The organism is Bacillus sp. SN32 (assembly GCF_002837495.1).
Taxonomy (GTDB): Bacteria; Bacillota; Bacilli; order Bacillales; family Bacillaceae; genus Bacillus; species Bacillus subtilis.
In genome coordinates, this window is record NZ_PJCT01000002.1 from 234,795 (window position 1) to 252,473 (window position 17,679).

The following is a 17,679-nucleotide window of genomic DNA, read 5'->3' on the forward strand; positions in this document are numbered from 1 at the left end:
AAACCACATGATGTTTATTGTTTTTTAAAAAGGATGGTAATGACCGTTCCAATGTCCATTCTGCTGTTCACATGGATCGTTCCGTTATGCAGATGGACAAGCTCCTTGGCAATCGCGAGCCCGAGACCCGTTCCGGCAGTTGAATCTTTTGTGTTCGTCCCTCTGTAGTAACGGTTAAACAAATGGGTAATGGTTTCTTCATCCATTCCTTTCCCATTGTCCTTCACCTTTAAAGAAATATGATTTTTTGTTTGCTCCAGAATGACTTGAATCTCTGTTCCTTTGCCGTTGTGCTTCACGGCATTCCCAAGGAGGTTTTCTAATATGCGCCTGAACCACGCTTCATCAAGGGCAAATTCAATATGCTCTTCTTTGGATACAAACGAGATATCATACCCTTCAGAAAACGGATTTTTCTTAAAATCCTCAATGACATTTTTAAAAAACGGGATAAGGCTAGTGAGCTTTCTCTCAATAGGAAGAGCATCATTTTTCAGGCGATACGTTAAATTTAAGTCTTCAATCAGCTTGGACATGTATTCAGATTTTTCTCTGACAACCTGCCCCATTTCTTTCACTTCTTCCGGCGACCAGTCATACTGCTTCGACTCGAGCATCATGCTGTAGCCGTAAATGCTGCTGAGCGGTGTTTTTAAGTCATGTGACAAACCGGCAATCCATTCTTCCCTTGTCGCCTGGATTTTTTCTCTGTTTCTTTTATCCCTTCTCAGCGTTTCAGTCAGCTGATCCATTGATTCAAATATCTCACCGAAGAAGCGGTACGGCTGTTTGATTTTTCCCTTTTTATTTTTGCTGACAGGACGGCCTTCCCGGTTTCTGGGCTCCTCAAGCTTCCCTTTTGACAGATTGACCAGCCATCTAATCGTGTGAAAAATCGGCAGCCCGAATCGGAACATATACCAAACGGTCATCCAAATGATATACATGAACAAAACGGCCATCACGAGAAACATCGCTTTTAATACAACCTTCAGGAATGATTTGTTAAACTCCTGATCGGTTACATAGACAGGGTTCGGCACCGTAGCGACCATCCATCTGTCTTTATTGAGGATCTTAACGGAAATTTCCCGCTTATAGTTCCAAGGCTTAGAGCTGTATTTAAGCAGCTCCAGCTGGTTCATCGTTTTTCTTTCGCTTTTTGTGCTGTTGATGCTGTCGAGAATCTTTCCATTGCTGTCTAACAGGTAAATGGCGCCTTTTTTCCGTTTAATATAGTCGATGGTACTGGACTTATAGTGCGCTAGTGAGTCTATCTTTTGTTCGCGCTTTTCAACGGAAGTCAGGAGCTGTTCACTTTTTGATTTCCAGCCGGACAATAGAAGATACGACTTATCTTCAATATTGATGGCCCAATAATTCAGTTTATAGTTATGAAGCTTTTTGGTTTTATAAATAGACAAAAGCTCTTTCTTGGTATAGGTGCCCGGCACGTCTTTTGGCACGCCGTAGGAATAATCAGTGTTTCCTTCCGAATCAATGATTTGCATCCAGCCGTGCTGTTTATCAACAGATTTCTTCAGGAAATTATCCACTTCCCATGTCCCGTCTTCGTTTACATCGAGATATGCCTCAAGTGTGTCGGTCGTTGCTTTCGTCAGCCCTGAATTGGATTCCGCATCGCTAAAACGAGCGTCTAAATAGAAAAACGACGCAACAAGCATAACCGTAAGCAGCAGGATCACAATCAGCATCTGGCCGAAAAAGTGAAACAAAAACTTCCATCTTAACCTCATGACCGCTTGCCTTCAGGATTTGGGATAAAACGATAGCCGAGACCTCGAACGGTTACAATATACTCCGGATTGCTCGGATCGCGCTCAATCTTCTCCCTAAGCTTGCGAATATGAACCATGACGGTGTTGTTGTCACCGTAGGAAGGATAGCCCCATACTTTTTCATATATTTGATCTTTGGAAAGCACCACGTTAGGGTGTTCACAAAAATACTGCAAAAGCTGCAGAAGCTGGGCTGAACAGGCAACGGCTTCCCCGCCTACGATCAGCTCGGCATTTTGCGGAGAAAAAGTAAAATAATCATATGTGTAGGTTTGATTTGAACTTGTTTCTTTTGATTGATATGTACGCTTGAGATGTGCTCTGATCCGCGCCGCTAATTCCAGCGGATTAAATGGTTTTGTGATATAGTCATCAGCTCCAACCGCAAAGCCCGATAATTTGTCCGCGTCGGATGATCTTGCCGTCAGGAAAAAAATCGGAGCGTCTGAATACTCTCTGATAAGTGTGCAGGCTTCAAAACCGGACATTCCGCCCATCATGACATCCAGCACAATCAAGTCAACCTTATTGGCCTTCACAACGGGAATCGCTTCTTCTGCGCTTGCCGCATCCAGTATATTTCGATAACCTTCTTTTTCGAGAACGCGTTTGATCATGTCCACAATCGCTTTCTCATCGTCTACGATTAAAATTGACGCATTTTCCACTTTTATGTTCCTTTCTGTCACTGTTTTTTTCATCTTATCATTATATCGTTTATTTATGGTACATTTTTGAATACATTGGAGCTTGGCAAATCAAAACAGCAAAAAAGGAGCAAACAAGCGCTCCCTTTTGATGTTTTTTCATATGAAAATATTATGAGTTCTCATCCACCATGTACAAAATAAACTCCCAAAACCCCGGGACATCCTGACACAAAAGCATATCAGCCTTTTCAAACATTTTGATCTTCAGCTCTTGCTCTAAATCTTCTCTTTCTTGATAGGACGTATTGCTGAGTTTTTTTCTGATCATCGGTGAAAAGCATGCAATCAGATGCTCAATGTCATAAGTCTCGTCTTTTTGTTTCTTTTTTTGTTCAAACTGGCCGTCCACAGCTTACTTTTCCCCCTTTTTTTGCGCCGCTAGCTGCTTTCTGATATTCTCCAGCCCCTTTTTATGAATGTTGGAAATGTTTTGTCGGGACTCCCCTAATGAATCTGCAATCTCCTGCATCGTGGCACCGTGAAGATACACTTTCGTCAGCACACTTTTTTGTTTGTCAGTCAGCTTCTGAATCGCTTGGTAGAGCTGGTAATCCTGAACATGCTGGCTCAAATCATCCTGCCTGTCTAAAAATTCTTCAAATGCATCGCTTCCTGTTTCGGAAGGAAGCCGATCTCCTGCCTCCGGATGATCAACCGTCAGCGGATACCGTTTTTGATTTTTGCGAACCCGCTTATCAAAATCAATAGAAAAGATGCGGATCATTGAATTCATATACTTGACGATGCGGATTTCTTTATAAAACTGCTTAAATAGCTCGTCCAATGATTTTGCATCTTTTTCGTTAGGGCTTTCCATTACGTTTTTGAACAAACGGTAATGCTGAGGATTGCTCAAAAAATGCTTCACGATGGGATGCTTCATTATCTCCTTACATTTTGACCGTAAAAGACTTTGATAGTCCATCAAACCGCCTCCCTACTAAATTAAATGAAGGAAAGCAAAAAAAAGTAAACTACTACTTTCCGACTAGTGTCTTCCAAAATACTTTGCAGCAGTTTACGTTTTATCGGATTTCCTTCACTTACATACATGACTGCAGAAAAAGAAGGGAGGTATTTTCCTATGGATCAGGTTTTTATAGAGGAAGTCGTAAAACAGATCGGCAATTTGGGGTTTCCCGCGCTGATTGCAATGTATCTGCTGACCCGATTCGAAAAGAAGTTTGATCAACTAATAGAACTAATGACAGAACTGAAAGATCATGCAAAAAAATAATTTTTCAATCGAAGTTGACTTTTCACTGGTTTTTTTCACTTAACAAAACAGAAGGGAAAACGAAAGGCCTTTCACCTTCTCTTTCTGCTATCACATTTAAATTTAAGGAGGAAACATTTCATGAAAAAACAAAATGACATTCCGCAGCCAATTAGAGGAGACAAAGGAGCAACGGTAAAAATCCCGCGCAATATTGAAAGAGACCGGCAAAACCCTGATATGCTCGTTCCGCCTGAAACCGATCATGGCACCGTCAGCAATATGAAGTTTTCGTTCTCTGATACACATAACCGATTAGAAAAAGGCGGATATGCCCGTGAAGTGACAGTACGTGAATTGCCGATTTCAGAAAACCTTGCATCCGTAAATATGCGGCTGAAGCCAGGCGCCATTCGCGAGCTTCACTGGCATAAAGAAGCAGAATGGGCTTATATGATTTACGGAAGTGCAAGAGTCACAATTGTAGATGAAAAAGGGCGCAGCTTTATTGACGATGTAGGTGAAGGAGACCTTTGGTACTTCCCGTCAGGCTTGCCGCACTCCATCCAAGCGCTGGATGAGGGAGCTGAGTTCCTGCTCGTGTTTGACGATGGATCATTCTCTGAAAACAGCACGTTCCAGCTGACAGATTGGCTTGCCCACACTCCAAAAGAAGTCATTGCTGCGAACTTCGGCGTGACAAAAGAAGAGATTGCCAATTTGCCTGGCAAAGAAAAATATATATTTGAAAACCAACTCCCTGGCAGTTTAAAAGATGATATTGTGGAAGGGCCGAATGGCGAAGTGCCTTATCCATTTACTTACCGCCTTCTTGAACAAGAGCCGATCGAATCTGAGGGAGGAAAAGTATACATTGCAGATTCGACAAACTTCAAAGTGTCTAAAACCATCGCATCAGCGCTCGTAACAGTAGAACCCGGCGCCATGAGGGAACTGCACTGGCATCCGAATACACACGAATGGCAATACTACATCTCCGGTAAAGCTAGGATGACCGTTTTTGCATCTGACGGCCATGCCAGAACGTTTAATTACCAAGCCGGTGATGTCGGATATGTACCATTTGCAATGGGTCATTACGTTGAAAACATCGGGGATGAACCGCTTGTCTTTTTAGAAATCTTCAAAGACGACCATTATGCTGATGTATCTTTAAACCAATGGCTTGCCATGCTTCCTGAAAAATTTGTTCAAGGGCACCTTGACTTGGGCAAAGACTTTACTGATGTGCTTTCAAAAGAAAAGCACCCAGTAGTGAAAAAGAAATGCAGTAAATAAAAGACTTGCGGCTTGCAGAGAGCACTCGTTCTCTGCAAGCCTTCATAAGGAGCTGAACCAGTGAAACATCAAAACCCTTCAAAACGCTTATTGCGGCTCTCCATAAAGTACTTGCTGGCCGCAGCAGCAGTGGTGTTGACCTATTTTGCTGTCATCTATATATTGTTTTCTTTAGCGGGAACGAGCTACCGCTCAGCAGCTCATGTCCTGCTTTTTGCCGTGGTATTTCTTGTTCTCGGATTATGCTTTGAACCATTTGAACGGCTGATGATACATAGCTTTACATTTTTCAAGACAGGAAAACGTCTATTCATTCTCCTTGCCGGCATCGTACAGCTGCTGTTTTTGTGGATGACTGCTCATACAACAGACCAATTGATCAGCGACATCTGGCTGTCCACCACAGAAGAAATGATCGTCGCAGCCGTTTTTTTGATTTTAGACAAATGCAACTCGGCTCTTCCCAGCTAAAAAAAGAACGCATTCCAATTGGATGCGTTCTTTTTATTCATAGCGAAGCGCGTCTACAGGCTGAAGCTTCGAAGCCTTGATAGACGGAAGCAAGCCGAAGATAATACCGACTGCCATTGAAAAGATGAGTGCTCCGACAACAGCTGGAATGGAGACGATAAAAGGCATCGGAAAAATGACCGTCAGCAGCTTGGCGATGCCGAAGCCCGCCAGCACACCGAGTATTCCGCCAATGCTTGTCAGCACGACAGCCTCGGTTAAAAATTGAAATAAAATCACACGCCGCTTAGCACCGAGCGCTTTCTTAATTCCGATTTCCCTCGTGCGCTCCGTTACGGAAACGAGCATAATGTTCATGACGCCGATACCGCCCACCAAAAGTGAAATACTGGCGATACCGCCAAGCAGCAATGCAAATGACTGATTAAAGGACTCCACTTCCTGCGCGATCTCCTGAAGATCCATTACACTGTACTCTGCTTTTTCCAGCTCAGCTTCTGACAGTCCCTGATTTAAAAGATCTGCAGCCATTACACCCGCTTCTTGGATATGCTCAGAAGAATCAGCCTGCACGGCAATCTGCGTTGGCGCGTCAAATCCTTCAATAAGCGGCCACACTTTTTTCGGCACGTACAAAACCGGGTTCGCATAGTCGCCTTCAAACATGCTTTCCTGTTGATTTTTTTCTTTAAAAACACCGACGACCTTAAACGGCACACCATTCATCTCAATGTTTTTATGCAGAGCTTCTCCGTCTGGAAACAGTTCATCTCTGACAGCTTCATTGATCATCACTACTTGGTGTGTGCTGTTTAAATCGTTTTCCGTCAGCTTTCTCCCTTCGGTTATTCGGATTGGAAACATATCGAAGTAATCATCGTCCACTCCATACACTTGGGGATACGAAACGTTTGTTAAATGAAAAACGCTCGCGCCTTCTGACAAGTAATATAAGGATAATCCTTTGACCATCGGATCTGATTTGATCGCCTTTACTGTTTCTTCCGCTACAGGCGGCGCGGACGCATACGACACCTGAGGGCCGCCGCTCTCCTCTTCTCCGCCAGACGGCTGGTAGACAACATTGATGGCGTTGTTTCCCATGCCGATCATACTTTGCTTTAATTGCTCACTTTGGCCCTTCAGCATTGAAACAATCGCGATGATTGCCGCTATGCCGATAATCACGCCGAGCATTGTCAGAATGGATCTTAATTTATGAGAGAAAATGGATTGAATGGAGATTCGAATATGTTCAAGCATGGCTGATATCCCCTCTCTCATCTAATACCAGCTCTCCGTCTCTGATAAAAACGGTTCTGTCAGCTTTTTTGGCGACGTCCGGGTCGTGGGTTATCATAATAATGGTCTTGCCTTCCCGATGCAGTTCAGAAAACAGTGACAAAATTTGTTCACTTGATTTGGTATCAAGCGCCCCGGTCGGTTCATCAGCTAAAATAAACCTCGGCTGATTGACAAGGGCCCTCGCTATCGCCACCCGCTGCTTTTGGCCGCCGGACAGCTTAGGCGGTTTGTAGGAGACCCTGTCTTTTAATCCGACCTTTTCCAGCGCTTCATATGCCCGTTGCCTTCTCTCTTTTTTCTTCACTTTATTGTAGATCATCGGCAGCTCGACATTTTGCAGCGCGGTGAGACGCGGCAGCAAATGAAAAGTTTGAAACACAAACCCGATTGATTCATTGCGAATTTCGGCTAAAGCTCCATCTTTCCCTTTCAATATATCGATCTGGTCAAGCGTATAGGTTCCTGAGGTTGGCCTGTCCAAACAGCCGATAATATTCATTAACGTTGACTTTCCAGAACCGGAAGGCCCCATAATAGCTAAAAACTCCCCCGCCTGAACAGTCAGATTGATATGTTTCAAGATTGGAACTTCTTCTTTTCCCAGCTTGTACGACTTCGAAATATTATTCAGTGTCAGCATTGACTGTAACCTGCTTTCCTTCCTTGACCGCGGGATCAGGATAGATCACATAATCTTCCGGCGTCAGGCCGCTTTTAATTTCCACCATGTCATTTTCATCAGTCTCTCCGATTTCAACAGGCTGCTTAACCGCTTTCTGATTCTCATCAGCTTTCCACACATACGGTTCGCCGTCATCCTGAATGACCATGTCGGACGGCAGCTTGATCGTGTCCGCATCAGCATTATCACTCATCACTTCGATGTTGACATGATAGCCGACTTCAAGACCTTTATGGCTGTCTAATAAAATGGTGAAAGGATAGTTAGAGGACTGGGGATTCATTTCTTCATCAGCAAAGCTTTCTGATTCTTCACCCTCGCCTGCTCCCGCTGGAAGCTTGCCGATCGAGGTGACCTTTCCTTTCCACTCGCCCTCACCGCCTGTTTTCAGCGTGACCCTGACTTTGCTGCCTTTTTTGATCGTGTCCATTAACAGCTCATTGATTTGGCTTTTGACCAGATATTTGCCCGTCGAAACAATCTGGATATACGGGCCCGTTGCCTGGTCGCCTGTTGCACCGTCAGCGATATCCTGATTGACGCTTTGAACGATTCCGTCATGCTTGCTTGTAATGACATTGGAACCTTTGTTTTTCGTCAGGCCAGCCAGTTCTTTTTGATGCTGCTTCAGTTCAAGCTGGCTTGTTTTCAAATCGAAATTGGCCTGATCAAGTTCATCTTGAAGCTGGGTTTTCTCTTCTTTTCCTGCCGCTTTCAGCTTCTTTTCCGTTTCCGTTATTGATTTTTGCAAACGGTTGATTTGCAGATTTGTCATTTCAATTTGCAAATTGGCTTGCTCCACTTCATCAGAATGATCCTCGCCCTCATACTCAAAAAGCTTATCGCCCTTTTTAACCTGATCGCCTTCTTTGACGTATGTTTTTTTAATGCTGCCTTTTTCTGAATCTATGTATACTTTCTGCTGTTTCTCAGGTTCAACCTTTCCAGAAAACGTTTGGCCTGATTCTGAATCTCCTCCCATGTATACCGCGACCGATTCAGCATAGGGCTCCGATGATACGGCAACTTGGTTCATGTGGGTAAAAAAGTAAAAACCGCCAACGCCGATCCCAGCCAATACAAGCACACCGGCACATATCGCACCGCCAATAAGCCATTTTTTCTTCTTGGACACAACGATCTCCTCTTTCTGTAAACTATGTAATATTTTCGAAACATTCTAACCAATATTATCTATTAATTCAAAAAGACTTGCAATCCTTTTATTGAAATGACGGAATCAAATAGAAAAATTGTATTTTCAAAGCCGAATAAAAAAAATCCCGGCTTCAAACCGGGAGTTTTTCATACAGTAACTAGCTCTTTTTCATTTTTAATCAAGTCATATGTCAAGCATACAGGTTTATTTGTACGGGGATCAGTCACGATTTCGGCATCAATCTGAAATACCTGCTTCAAAATGTCCGGTGTCATGACCTCCAGTGCAGTTCCTTCCTTGATGACCGTGCCTTTTTTGAGCGCGATCATATAATGAGAAAAACGAGCTGCATGGTTAAGGTCATGAATGACCATTAAAATCGTCCGCCCTTGCTCTTTGTTGAGTCTGTCAAGCAGCTGCAGAATTTCAAGCTGATGTGCAAGATCAAGATACGTTGTAGGTTCATCCAGCAGAAGCAGTTCCGTCCCTTGCGCAAGCGCCATGGCAATCCACACGCGTTGACGCTGTCCGCCTGACAATGCCTCAATCGGCCGTTCAGCATATTCAGCCATGCCTGTTTCTTCAAGCGCCCATTTGATAATCCGGCGGTCTTCGTCATTTAATCTGCCGAATCCTGATTGATGCGGAAACCTGCCGTACGACACCAATTCGTGCACTGTTAGGCCGCTCGGCGCTTCAGGTGTCTGTGGAAGAATCGCCATATCTTTCGCAATGTCCTTTGTAGACATTTTATGAATCGCTTTGCCGTTTAAATAGACGGCACCTGCATGTGAACGCATAATTCTGGACATTGTTTTTAAAATCGTTGATTTCCCGCAGCCGTTCGGGCCAATTAAGGTGGTAATTTTCCCTTTAGGAATCGATATTTTTAAATCCTCTACAATCACCCTGTCGCCATAACCGATTCCAAGCTGTTCCGTTGATAATGAATTCATATTCGGCCCCCTCCTCTAATTCGCTTTCATCAATAAATAAATAAAGTAAGGCGCACCTAGCACGGAAATGACAAGTCCGACCGGAATTTCTGATGGTGCCAATACATTTCTCGCCAGCGTATCAGCAAGCAAAAACAGGAATGAGCCGATGAAGGCGGAGACCGGTATCAGCGCCTGGTGACGTGGACCGGTCAGCCTTCTAGCCACATGCGGCGCGATCAATCCGAGAAACGCAATGCCCCCCGCAGCTGCCACGCATGAAGCGGCAAGAGTGACCGCTGCCAGAAGAAGAATCCGTCTTTCCTTTTCAACAGCGGTGCCCAGCCCGGTCGCCAATTGGTCTCCGAGCTGCATAATGTTCAAATAGCGTGCCTTATATAAAGTAAACAGAAGCAAGATCACAATCCAAGGGAGAATCGCCCAGATCATATTCCAGTTCGCCCCCCATATTGAGCCGGATATCCAAACCGCGGCTTGCATAAAATCATGAGGGTCCATCTTGAGCTGAAAAATCAGCAACAGGGCATTGAATCCGGCATTCACCCCTATGCCGACTAAAATCAGCCGAATCGGTGTCACGCCTTTTTTCCATGCCAGAATATAAATGAGAAACGCAGCGAGGATTGCTCCTGCCAAAGCACTGAACGGCAGCATAAATGTTCCGAAAAAGCTGAGATCTGAAGCTGACCCTTGAAAAAAGTATATAAAAAGCACTACAGCAAGTGAACCGCCGGCGTTAATTCCGAGAATACCAGGCTCGGCAAGTTCATTTTGAGACACGCTTTGCAAAATGGCTCCAGCTACGGAGATCCCTGCTCCAACAAGCAAAGAAAGGATGATCCGGGGCAGCCTGAACTCAAATAAGACAAGTTCATCACGCGCCGTTCCTTGGCCGAAAAAGACCTGAAGCGTTTTAAGCGGTGCAATTTTGATAACGCCCAAATTGAGACTGATAAAAAAGACCACCACGATAAGCAAAAAGGTCACAGCCATTACGACGAGCGGTTTGTTTGTTTTTGTTTTCATTACAGCCCTCTCCTTTCACGACGTGCCAAATAAAAGAAAAAGGGAACGCCGATAAGAGAAGTCAGCGCGCCGACAGGCGTTTCAAAGGGTGCATTTACGAGTCTGGCCGCTATGTCAGCAAAAACAAGCAAAACAGCACCGAGCACCGCCGAGCAAGGAATGATCCACCGATAATCCACACCTACCAAAAAACGGGTAATATGCGGAATGATCAGCCCAATGAATGCGATGGTGCCGGCAATGGAAACCGCAGCTCCGGTCAGAATTACTACAATAAGCATGCCAACCAGTTTCACCGCTGATGTATATTGTCCAAGCCCTTTTGCCAGATCGTCACCGAGACTTAACACTGTAACAGACCTGGCGATGAAAAACGCGAGCGTTAAACCGACAGCCCCTGCAATAAGCAAAAGCTGGACCCCCGGCCATTTCACACCCGCTACCCCGCCTGCGTACCAAAAGCTGATATCCTGAGCGACATCAAAGCGGATTGCAATGGCAGTTGAAATGCCGGTAAAGAAATAAGTAACTGCCGTACCCGCCAGAGCAAGCTTTACAGGCGTAAGTCCGCCCCTTGAAAACATGCCGATGCCCATTACCGTCGATGCCCCCAGCCCCGCTCCCGCAAAGGACCATAGCACAAGCCCCATTGCAGAAAGCCCGGGAAAAAAGGCAAACGCAATCGAAACCGCAAACGCAGAGCCTGAAGTCACACCCATAATCGAAGGCTCTGCCAAAGGGTTTCTCGTCATCCCCTGCATGATTGCTCCCGACACTGCCAACAATGCGCCTACAAGCGCGGCAGCCGCCGTTCTCGGCAGCCGAAGATCATGTATAATTTGGTGAGATGTCTTTGTCGGCTGATAATGAAAAATGGCGTCCCATACAGTGCGCAAATGAATATCCGCTGCACCGAGGGATATGGATAAAAATGCGCCAAGGCAAAGCAGGCATAGACCTGCAATAAGGACGATGACCCCGCCATATGTCCTTGACGTCCATTGGATTTCTTCTGATGCAGTCTGTATATTTTTATGTTGACTCAACTGCCGTACTTCCTTTCTGTTACTGATAATGATTATCAATTGCTGTTTCAGTATATCACTTTTTTCAGCTGATTTAATAGAGTGTTTTGAACAAAAATGAAAATGCATTTGCAAAAAATATCGTGTCAACCGGCACTTGCAGTGGTATAATCACAGATGATAATGATTCTCTTTTTCATCTATTTTTTTAGAAAGAAGGTATGTGATATGACCCATATATACAAGAAACTCGGAGCCGCGTTTTTTGCCCTGTTATTGATTGCAGCGCTGGCAGCCTGCGGGAATAACTCAGAAAGCAAAGGTTCTGCCTCTGATTCAAAAGGCGCAGAAACCTTTACATACAAGGCTGAAAACGGAAATGTAAAAATCCCGAAGCATCCTAAACGGGTGGTTGTCATGGCAGACGGCTATTACGGCTACTTCAAAACACTCGGCATCAACGTTGTCGGTGCGCCTGAGAATGTATTTAAAAACCCTTACTACAAAGGAAAAACTGACGGCGTCGAAAACATCGGAGACGGCACTTCGGTTGAAAAGGTCATTGATTTGAACCCTGACCTGATTATCGTCTGGACAACACAGGGCGCTGATATTAAAAAGCTTGAAAAAATTGCGCCGACTGTCGCAGTAAAATACGATAAGCTCGACAACATCGAACAGCTGAAAGAATTTGCAAAAATGACGGGAACTGAAGATAAAGCTGAAAAATGGCTGGCCGAGTGGGATAAAAAAGTTGCGGCCGCTAAAACACAAATCAAAAAAGCGGTCGGTGACAAAACCATTTCCATTATGCAAACGAACGGAAAAGACATTTACGTATTTGGTAAAGACTTTGGAAGAGGCGGAAGCATCATTTACAAAGACCTCGGCCTGCAGGCTACAAAGCTGACAAAAGAAAAAGCCATTGACCAGGGGCCAGGTTATACAAGTATTTCATTAGAGAAGCTCCCTGACTTCGCCGGAGATTACATTTTCGCGGGTCCATGGCAATCAGGCGGTGATGATGGCGGCGTTTTTGAAAGCTCCATTTGGAAGAACCTGAATGCCGTTAAAAATGGCCATGTCTACAAGATGGATCCGATCGGATTCTATTTCTCTGACCCGATTTCATTAGAAGGACAACTGGAGTATATTACGGAAAGCTTGACTAAATAAACAAAAGAGCCGCCTGCCCGCGGCTCTTTTGCTTATTTATAAGGAACGGCTCAATTTGAATCATATCGGATATTTTCTTTGAGCCATTCATATTAAGCTGCATCCTCAACACGATCAGTTTTTTTATGCTGGAGAGACTGAAAAACGTTTTTTGCATATTCGATTGTGCCTTAAGGTTTTTCTTTCGATTTCAGCTTTCCTGTCAGCTAGGTTAACGAACGGATTCCTAACAGGAGAAATTGTGATTTTATAAAAAAGACACCTGAGCAAATCAGGTGTCTTTTCATTATGCTTGTTTTTCTTTCTGGAACTTTTTACTCACAAATGGATAAACGATTAAGCCGACAAAGAATAAACCGATGCCAAGGATAAATGTCGTTAAATCTGCTGTGCCTGTTACGATAACAAACACGGAGTATGCACACGCCAGTATCGCGATCAATCCGTCTCTTACACGGGAGCCTTTCAGCTGGTCATACGTTTCACCTTTGATGACTACCTTCAAGCTGTAGATTGCAGATACCAGATACGGAATTAAATATGCGAGTGTAGCCGCTGTCGTTAAAAATGTAAATGCGTCACTTATTGTCCGGGAAATAACCGAGAAAATGAAGACCTGTGACATGACGTTTGTAATAATGAGTGCAATGACCGGACTTCCCTTTTTATTCGTTTTTGCAAAAAATGCCGGGAAATCTCCTGCTTTAGCGGCTTGGTATGGCACCTCAGAGCCAAGCAAAATCCAGCCGAGCATCGTTCCGAATAAACAAAGGATAGCCAAAAGCGCCATAATCACGCTTCCCGCGTTTCCAACAATCGCATAGAGTACATCAACAAATGGTTTTTCAGAGCCGACAAGCTTATCATGCGGCAGAACACCCATCGTAATTAAAGTCACAATAATATATATGCTCAAGGCAATCAGCAAGCCGGTAATTGTCGCACGTTTCACATCACGCTGAGAGCGCGCACGGCCGGACAGGATCACCGCGGATTCAATTCCGACAAACGCCCACAGTGTAGAAATCGCGGCGTTATGAACCTGGCCGCCAATTCCAATGCTTGTGCCGTTTTCTCCTTGAACCGGGAAATAAAAATGACCGAATAATGCCGTTTGAAACACAAACAAACCGGCAACGATAAAGAAGACAAAACCTAATACTTTAGAAAGCGTTGTGACAAAGTTTAGTTTACTTGCGCCGTTAATGCTGGCAACAAGAATCGCGTGCGTTCCCCATAACAAGATCGTACATACGGCAAACGTCAGTAATTGGCCGAGTGTCACCTCTTGCCCGCCGATCGAAAACATCTCACGTTTATCAACCAAGATCGGGAAGAACGAAGTCAAGTAACCGGCGAGACTTGTGATGATCGCCACGTTACTGATCCAGCTCGCCACCCAGTAGCCCCACACCATTGTGAAACCGGCAGCGTTGCCTTTTTTCGGGTCAGCAAACAGCGCTCTTGCATAACTTTGCGGTCCCGCTGTCAGTTCAGGCTTACGAATGGACAAATGTCCGAACACAAGTGCAATCATCAGCACGCCGGCACCTGTCAAAAGCCAGGCGGACGTAGCTCCAAACGGACTCGCAATTGAAGCAAGCGAGCTCGGCAAGGAGAAAATTCCTGATCCAACCATATTTCCAACGACAAACGCCGTTAATAACCAAAAACCCCATTTTTTTGTCTGTTCCATTCCAGTACCTCCATGATTCTTTGTACGGACCAGACCCCGAGATCATATAAACGCAAAAAAAGCCTGAACAAAAGTCCATGCTTAAAGAAACACACACCCTTGATCTCCGGATAGCCCTCCGCGAAAAAGCACGCGGCAGTCCTGCACTTATTCAGATACAGTCCCAGCATAGAGAAGGATCGGCTTTCTCCACACTTCGGCGCTGATGCCTTTTACACATGTTTAACAGCCCCTGTCAGCCTAGCATGTGTGACTCATCATCCGCGCAACCTCTACCTCACTGAGAAAGAGTGAGGATTTAATTATTCAGTTACTCCCAGAAGGTTATCAAAGAAAGGATGATCTGTCAAAGGGAACAGATGGAAAATACGGATAGAGCCAAGCCCTATCCGCATGTGGTTATCGATTATTTTTCTTTTTTTGCACAGCTTCTTGAAGCGGATCATCTTTTAGAGCTGAACCAGCATCTTCAAGAGCTCCTTGGATTACGTTTTTTTCTTTTTCGGAACGTTTTCCTTTATCTTTATTAAAGAAACCCATTCGTATCACCTCTTTTAAAAAATAGGTACATGTTTAAGATGCCTTTTTCCTGAAAAATTATGCGGGATTTTTTTTATCGTCCAAAGTCCTGTTGATCAAACATACATTCTCTTGATATATTTGTAATTCAGAGATTTTTTGCAAAAGATAAAAGGAGAAGCGGCAAATGACAGGAAAAACACACATCATGGGAGGCATCGCTTCTTGTACGGCAGCGGCTTATTATTATGGATTTGATCCAGTGCTTATGGCTGCGTCAGGCGCGGTTGGAGCATTAATACCCGATATCTGCCACACACAAAGCAAAATCGGGAGAAGATTTCCTATTTTATCGAAAGTGGTCAGCTCCGTTTTTGGCCATCGCACCTTTACACACAGCCTGCTGTTTATGCTCATCATGTTTTTTATCACTTCTACATACATTCCAGATAAAAACATATCAGCCGGCCTGATGATCGGAATGGCGAGCCACTTGATTCTTGACGCTTGGACGGTGAACGGAATCAAATTATTATTCCCTTCAACGATCCGCGTTCGGCTTCCATTATATATGAAGACAGGCAGTTTTTCTGAGCAGCTCGTGCTAGCCGGCCTGACCCTTGCTTCATGTTACTACTTTTATATGCTGTTTCATGGGCGCATGTTTTAAACATGAGTGCTGAGACTTGTCTGAACCGGCTGTTTTTAGTAGGTTTTACTTAAGAAGCATTTCATGCAGATGATCAAGAAAACGTGAGGAGTCATTTTGATGAAAGGAACCTTTTTTCACAATCAGCGGTTTTTATGTTTTTCGATCTTATTTATGTGGATCAAAACGTATGTGATATATAAACTCGGCTTTGATTTGCAAATCGATACTCTATTGGAGGAGCTAATGCTGCTGGTCAACCCGCTCAGCTTTATTCTTCCTTTATTCGGGATCGGCCTGTTTCTAAAAGAAAACAAGCAGCGGGCCATTTTGCTGATTGCCAATTTGGTTCTGACTGTTATCTTGATCTCTAATACGATTTTTTACGGCTTTTATATCGATTTTATTACCATCCCGGTTTTATTTCAGGCCAGCAACATGAGCGATATGGGCAGCAGTGTAAAAGAACTGTTCCATCCTCTGTTTATCGCCCTGTTTGTGGATTTGGTTTTTCTGCTGCTGTTCGCCAGAAAAACCAAACACCCACAGACAAAAGCCGCTCCCCGCACGATCAAACGGTACTATGCAGCTTCCTGCGGCATGCTTTTATGCACACTGGCACTTGCAGAAGTACAGCAGCCGAAGCTTTTGGCACATTCTTTTGACCGGGAAATGCTAGTCAAAAGCATCGGTCTGTTTCAGTTCCATATTTACGATACAATTTCTCAGACTGTTAATATCAGCGCGAAAGCTTTTGCCGATGAAGACAGTATAACTGCCATTAAAAACTACACAGAGGCTGATTACAGCAAGCCTGATCAAAGCAAATTCGGCCTTGCAAAGGGGCGCAATGTCATCTTTGTAACACTTGAATCGACCCAAAGCTTTGTTCTGAATGAAAAAGTAAATGGAAAAGAAATTACCCCATTTATGAATGATCTCATTAAAAAAAGCTATTCCTTTGATCATTTCTATCAGCAAACAGAACAAGGCAAAACATCAGATTCAGAATTTATCGTCGCTAACTCACTGTATCCTTCCCTTAGCGGCGCCGTCTTTTTCACGAAAAGCGACCATCAATTTCATACGATGTATAAATCGCTGAAACAGCACGATTATTATTCAGCCGTCTTTCATGCTAACCATAAAACATTTTGGAACAGAGATGTCATGTACGATACGTTTGGCATTGACCGCTTTTTTGATGTTGATGATTTTCATGTCACTCCCGGGACATCGACAAGCTGGGGCTTAAAAGACAAAGAATTTTTAGAGCAGTCCGCCGAAAGGCTGAAAAGCCTGCCGCAGCCGTTCTACAGCAGTTTTATCACGTTAACGAATCATTTTCCGTTTGAGATTGATGAAAAGGATCAGCTGATAGATGAATTCGATTCAAGCAGTGATCTGTTAAACCGCTATGTGACCACGGTTCGCTATGAGGATGAAGCATTGAAGCATTTTATCAAAAAACTGAAGGACGAAGGCTTATACGAAAATTCGATGATCGTATTTATGGGAGATCATTACGGCATTTCTGAAGCCCATAACGAGGCAATGGCTGAGTTTTTAGGGAAAGACGAAATCACACCGTATGACAACGTTCAGCTCCAGCGGGTGCCGTTTATCATACATATCCCGGGAATCACCGATCAAAAGCCGGAAACCATCCCTGATGCCGGGGGACAGGTCGACGTCAGGCCGACGCTGATGCATTTGCTCGGCGTTGAGACAAAAGGCGATATCCAATTCGGCAATGATTTGCTGTCCAGCGACCGCACCCCATTCGCCGTTCTGCGAAACGGCAGCTTTATTACGAACGATTATATATACACAAAGAACACGTGCTATAGCCAAAAAACAGGTGAAGTGCTGGAAAATCAGGATGCGTGCCTCCCTTATAAGGAGAAAGCAAACGAAGAACTGTCTCTCTCTGATAAAATTTTAAATGGTGACCTGCTCAGGTTTTCCGAATGAAAAAATCCCTCTATCAA

The 17,679-nt window shown here is 44.2% G+C and carries 18 protein-coding genes and 1 riboswitch; of the genes, 6 read left to right on the forward strand and 12 right to left on the reverse strand.

Features of this window, described 5'->3' with window-relative positions; all coding sequences use genetic code 11:
* Positions 1–14: 14 nt before the first annotated feature.
* From yvrG to sigO, 4 genes are all read right to left on the reverse strand, one after another.
* Positions 15–1,757, reverse strand: a complete 1,743-nt coding sequence (gene yvrG, locus CW370_RS09620; protein ID WP_015714690.1) for a two-component system sensor histidine kinase YvrG — start codon at positions 1,755–1,757, stop codon at positions 15–17.
* Complete coding sequence (gene yvrH / locus CW370_RS09625; protein ID WP_003243545.1) at positions 1,754–2,467, reverse strand: two-component system response regulator YvrH; 714 nt, start codon at positions 2,465–2,467, stop codon at positions 1,754–1,756. The genes yvrG and yvrH overlap by 4 nt, the downstream gene beginning before the upstream one ends.
* 151 nt (positions 2,468–2,618) lie before the next feature.
* Positions 2,619–2,858, reverse strand: a complete 240-nt coding sequence (gene rsoA / locus CW370_RS09630) for a sigma-O factor regulator RsoA (RefSeq protein WP_003228484.1) — start codon at positions 2,856–2,858, stop codon at positions 2,619–2,621.
* Positions 2,859–2,861: 3 nt separating this feature from the next.
* Positions 2,862–3,392 (reverse strand): RNA polymerase sigma factor SigO, encoded by a 531-nt coding sequence (gene sigO / locus CW370_RS09635; RefSeq protein WP_014477957.1) that lies wholly within the window; start codon positions 3,390–3,392, stop codon positions 2,862–2,864.
* 201 nt (positions 3,393–3,593) lie between these two features.
* Between sigO and CW370_RS09640 the strand changes: the two genes are divergently transcribed.
* The 3 genes from CW370_RS09640 (at position 3,594) to rsiO (ending at position 5,495) form a co-directional block, all read left to right on the forward strand.
* The gene (locus CW370_RS09640) at positions 3,594–3,746 is read left to right on the forward strand and encodes a YvrJ family protein (RefSeq protein WP_003244090.1); all 153 of its coding nucleotides are present in this window, start codon (positions 3,594–3,596) and stop codon (positions 3,744–3,746) included.
* Between the two features lie 120 nt (positions 3,747–3,866).
* Positions 3,867–5,024, forward strand: coding sequence for an oxalate decarboxylase (oxdC, locus tag CW370_RS09645; protein ID WP_024572127.1), 1,158 nt, complete (start codon positions 3,867–3,869; stop codon positions 5,022–5,024).
* 60 nt (positions 5,025–5,084) lie between these two features.
* The gene (rsiO, locus tag CW370_RS09650; RefSeq protein WP_003243579.1) at positions 5,085–5,495 is read left to right on the forward strand and encodes an acid stress-sensitive anti sigma factor RsiO; all 411 of its coding nucleotides are present in this window, start codon (positions 5,085–5,087) and stop codon (positions 5,493–5,495) included.
* A gap of 33 nt (positions 5,496–5,528) precedes the next feature.
* Here the strand turns inward: rsiO and CW370_RS09655 are convergent, their stop codons facing one another.
* The 6 genes from CW370_RS09655 to CW370_RS09680 form a co-directional block, all read right to left on the reverse strand.
* Positions 5,529–6,758 (reverse strand): ABC transporter permease, encoded by a 1,230-nt coding sequence (locus CW370_RS09655; protein WP_024572128.1) that lies wholly within the window; start codon positions 6,756–6,758, stop codon positions 5,529–5,531.
* Entirely contained in the window at positions 6,751–7,440 is a 690-nt protein-coding gene (locus CW370_RS09660) for an ABC transporter ATP-binding protein (protein WP_014480848.1), read from the reverse strand. The genes CW370_RS09655 and CW370_RS09660 overlap by 8 nt, the downstream gene beginning before the upstream one ends.
* Positions 7,424–8,617, reverse strand: coding sequence for an efflux RND transporter periplasmic adaptor subunit (locus CW370_RS09665; protein WP_024573358.1), 1,194 nt, complete (start codon positions 8,615–8,617; stop codon positions 7,424–7,426). Before CW370_RS09665 ends, CW370_RS09660 begins: the two co-directional genes overlap by 17 nt.
* Before the next feature lie 170 nt (positions 8,618–8,787).
* Positions 8,788–9,597 (reverse strand): ABC transporter ATP-binding protein, encoded by an 810-nt coding sequence (locus CW370_RS09670; protein ID WP_024573357.1) that lies wholly within the window; start codon positions 9,595–9,597, stop codon positions 8,788–8,790.
* Positions 9,598–9,612: 15 nt separating this feature from the next.
* On the reverse strand, positions 9,613–10,623 hold the full coding sequence (locus CW370_RS09675; protein ID WP_024573356.1) for a FecCD family ABC transporter permease: 1,011 nt from the start codon (positions 10,621–10,623) through the stop codon (positions 9,613–9,615).
* A complete protein-coding gene (locus CW370_RS09680) occupies positions 10,623–11,669 on the reverse strand; it encodes a FecCD family ABC transporter permease (protein WP_029946323.1) in 1,047 nt (348 codons plus the stop codon). The genes CW370_RS09675 and CW370_RS09680 overlap by 1 nt, the downstream gene beginning before the upstream one ends.
* A gap of 207 nt (positions 11,670–11,876) precedes the next feature.
* Between CW370_RS09680 and CW370_RS09685 the strand changes: the two genes are divergently transcribed.
* Entirely contained in the window at positions 11,877–12,824 is a 948-nt protein-coding gene (locus CW370_RS09685) for an iron-hydroxamate ABC transporter substrate-binding protein (protein WP_024573093.1), read from the forward strand.
* 286 nt (positions 12,825–13,110) lie between these two features.
* On the opposite strand, the gene CW370_RS09690 is transcribed toward CW370_RS09685, so the two are convergent.
* Together CW370_RS09690 and sspJ are read right to left on the reverse strand one after the other, a co-directional pair.
* The gene (locus tag CW370_RS09690; RefSeq protein ID WP_024573094.1) at positions 13,111–14,520 is read right to left on the reverse strand and encodes an amino acid permease; all 1,410 of its coding nucleotides are present in this window, start codon (positions 14,518–14,520) and stop codon (positions 13,111–13,113) included.
* Positions 14,521–14,623: 103 nt separating this feature from the next.
* A riboswitch (Lysine riboswitch) is annotated at positions 14,624–14,803 on the reverse strand.
* Positions 14,804–14,919: 116 nt separating this feature from the next.
* Positions 14,920–15,060: a small acid-soluble spore protein SspJ gene (sspJ, locus tag CW370_RS09700; protein WP_003221612.1), complete on the reverse strand. Its 141-nt coding sequence runs from the start codon at positions 15,058–15,060 to the stop codon at positions 14,920–14,922.
* Positions 15,061–15,226: 166 nt separating this feature from the next.
* On the opposite strand from sspJ, the gene CW370_RS09705 reads away from it, so the two are divergent.
* Together CW370_RS09705 and CW370_RS09710 are read left to right on the forward strand one after the other, a co-directional pair.
* Positions 15,227–15,709, forward strand: coding sequence for a metal-dependent hydrolase (locus CW370_RS09705; protein WP_017696394.1), 483 nt, complete (start codon positions 15,227–15,229; stop codon positions 15,707–15,709).
* 99 nt (positions 15,710–15,808) lie between these two features.
* Positions 15,809–17,662 carry an LTA synthase family protein gene (locus CW370_RS09710; protein WP_101169599.1) on the forward strand — a complete coding sequence of 618 codons (1,854 nt, stop codon included), beginning with the start codon at positions 15,809–15,811 and terminating at the stop codon, positions 17,660–17,662.
* The last annotated feature ends 17 nt before the right edge of the window (positions 17,663–17,679 follow it).

Bases quoted from the DNA above. Each gene is read 5' to 3' on its own strand.
- yvrG (WP_015714690.1), bottom strand. From the start codon at position 1,757: ATGAGGTTAAGATGGAAGTTTTTGTTTCACTTTTTCGGCCAGATGCTG.
- sigO (WP_014477957.1), bottom strand. From the start codon at position 3,392: ATGAAGCATCCCATCGTGAAGCATTTTTTGAGCAATCCTCAGCATTAC.
- CW370_RS09640 (WP_003244090.1), top strand. From the start codon at position 3,594: ATGGATCAGGTTTTTATAGAGGAAGTCGTAAAACAGATCGGCAATTTG.
- oxdC (WP_024572127.1), top strand. From the start codon at position 3,867: ATGAAAAAACAAAATGACATTCCGCAGCCAATTAGAGGAGACAAAGGA.
- CW370_RS09655 (WP_024572128.1), bottom strand. From the start codon at position 6,758: ATGCTTGAACATATTCGAATCTCCATTCAATCCATTTTCTCTCATAAA.
- CW370_RS09660 (WP_014480848.1), bottom strand. From the start codon at position 7,440: ATGCTGACACTGAATAATATTTCGAAGTCGTACAAGCTGGGAAAAGAA.
- CW370_RS09670 (WP_024573357.1), bottom strand. From the start codon at position 9,597: ATGAATTCATTATCAACGGAACAGCTTGGAATCGGTTATGGCGACAGG.
- CW370_RS09675 (WP_024573356.1), bottom strand. From the start codon at position 10,623: ATGAAAACAAAAACAAACAAACCGCTCGTCGTAATGGCTGTGACCTTT.
- CW370_RS09685 (WP_024573093.1), top strand. From the start codon at position 11,877: ATGACCCATATATACAAGAAACTCGGAGCCGCGTTTTTTGCCCTGTTA.
- CW370_RS09690 (WP_024573094.1), bottom strand. From the start codon at position 14,520: ATGGAACAGACAAAAAAATGGGGTTTTTGGTTATTAACGGCGTTTGTC.
- sspJ (WP_003221612.1), bottom strand. From the start codon at position 15,060: ATGGGTTTCTTTAATAAAGATAAAGGAAAACGTTCCGAAAAAGAAAAA.
- CW370_RS09705 (WP_017696394.1), top strand. From the start codon at position 15,227: ATGACAGGAAAAACACACATCATGGGAGGCATCGCTTCTTGTACGGCA.
- CW370_RS09710 (WP_101169599.1), top strand. From the start codon at position 15,809: ATGAAAGGAACCTTTTTTCACAATCAGCGGTTTTTATGTTTTTCGATC.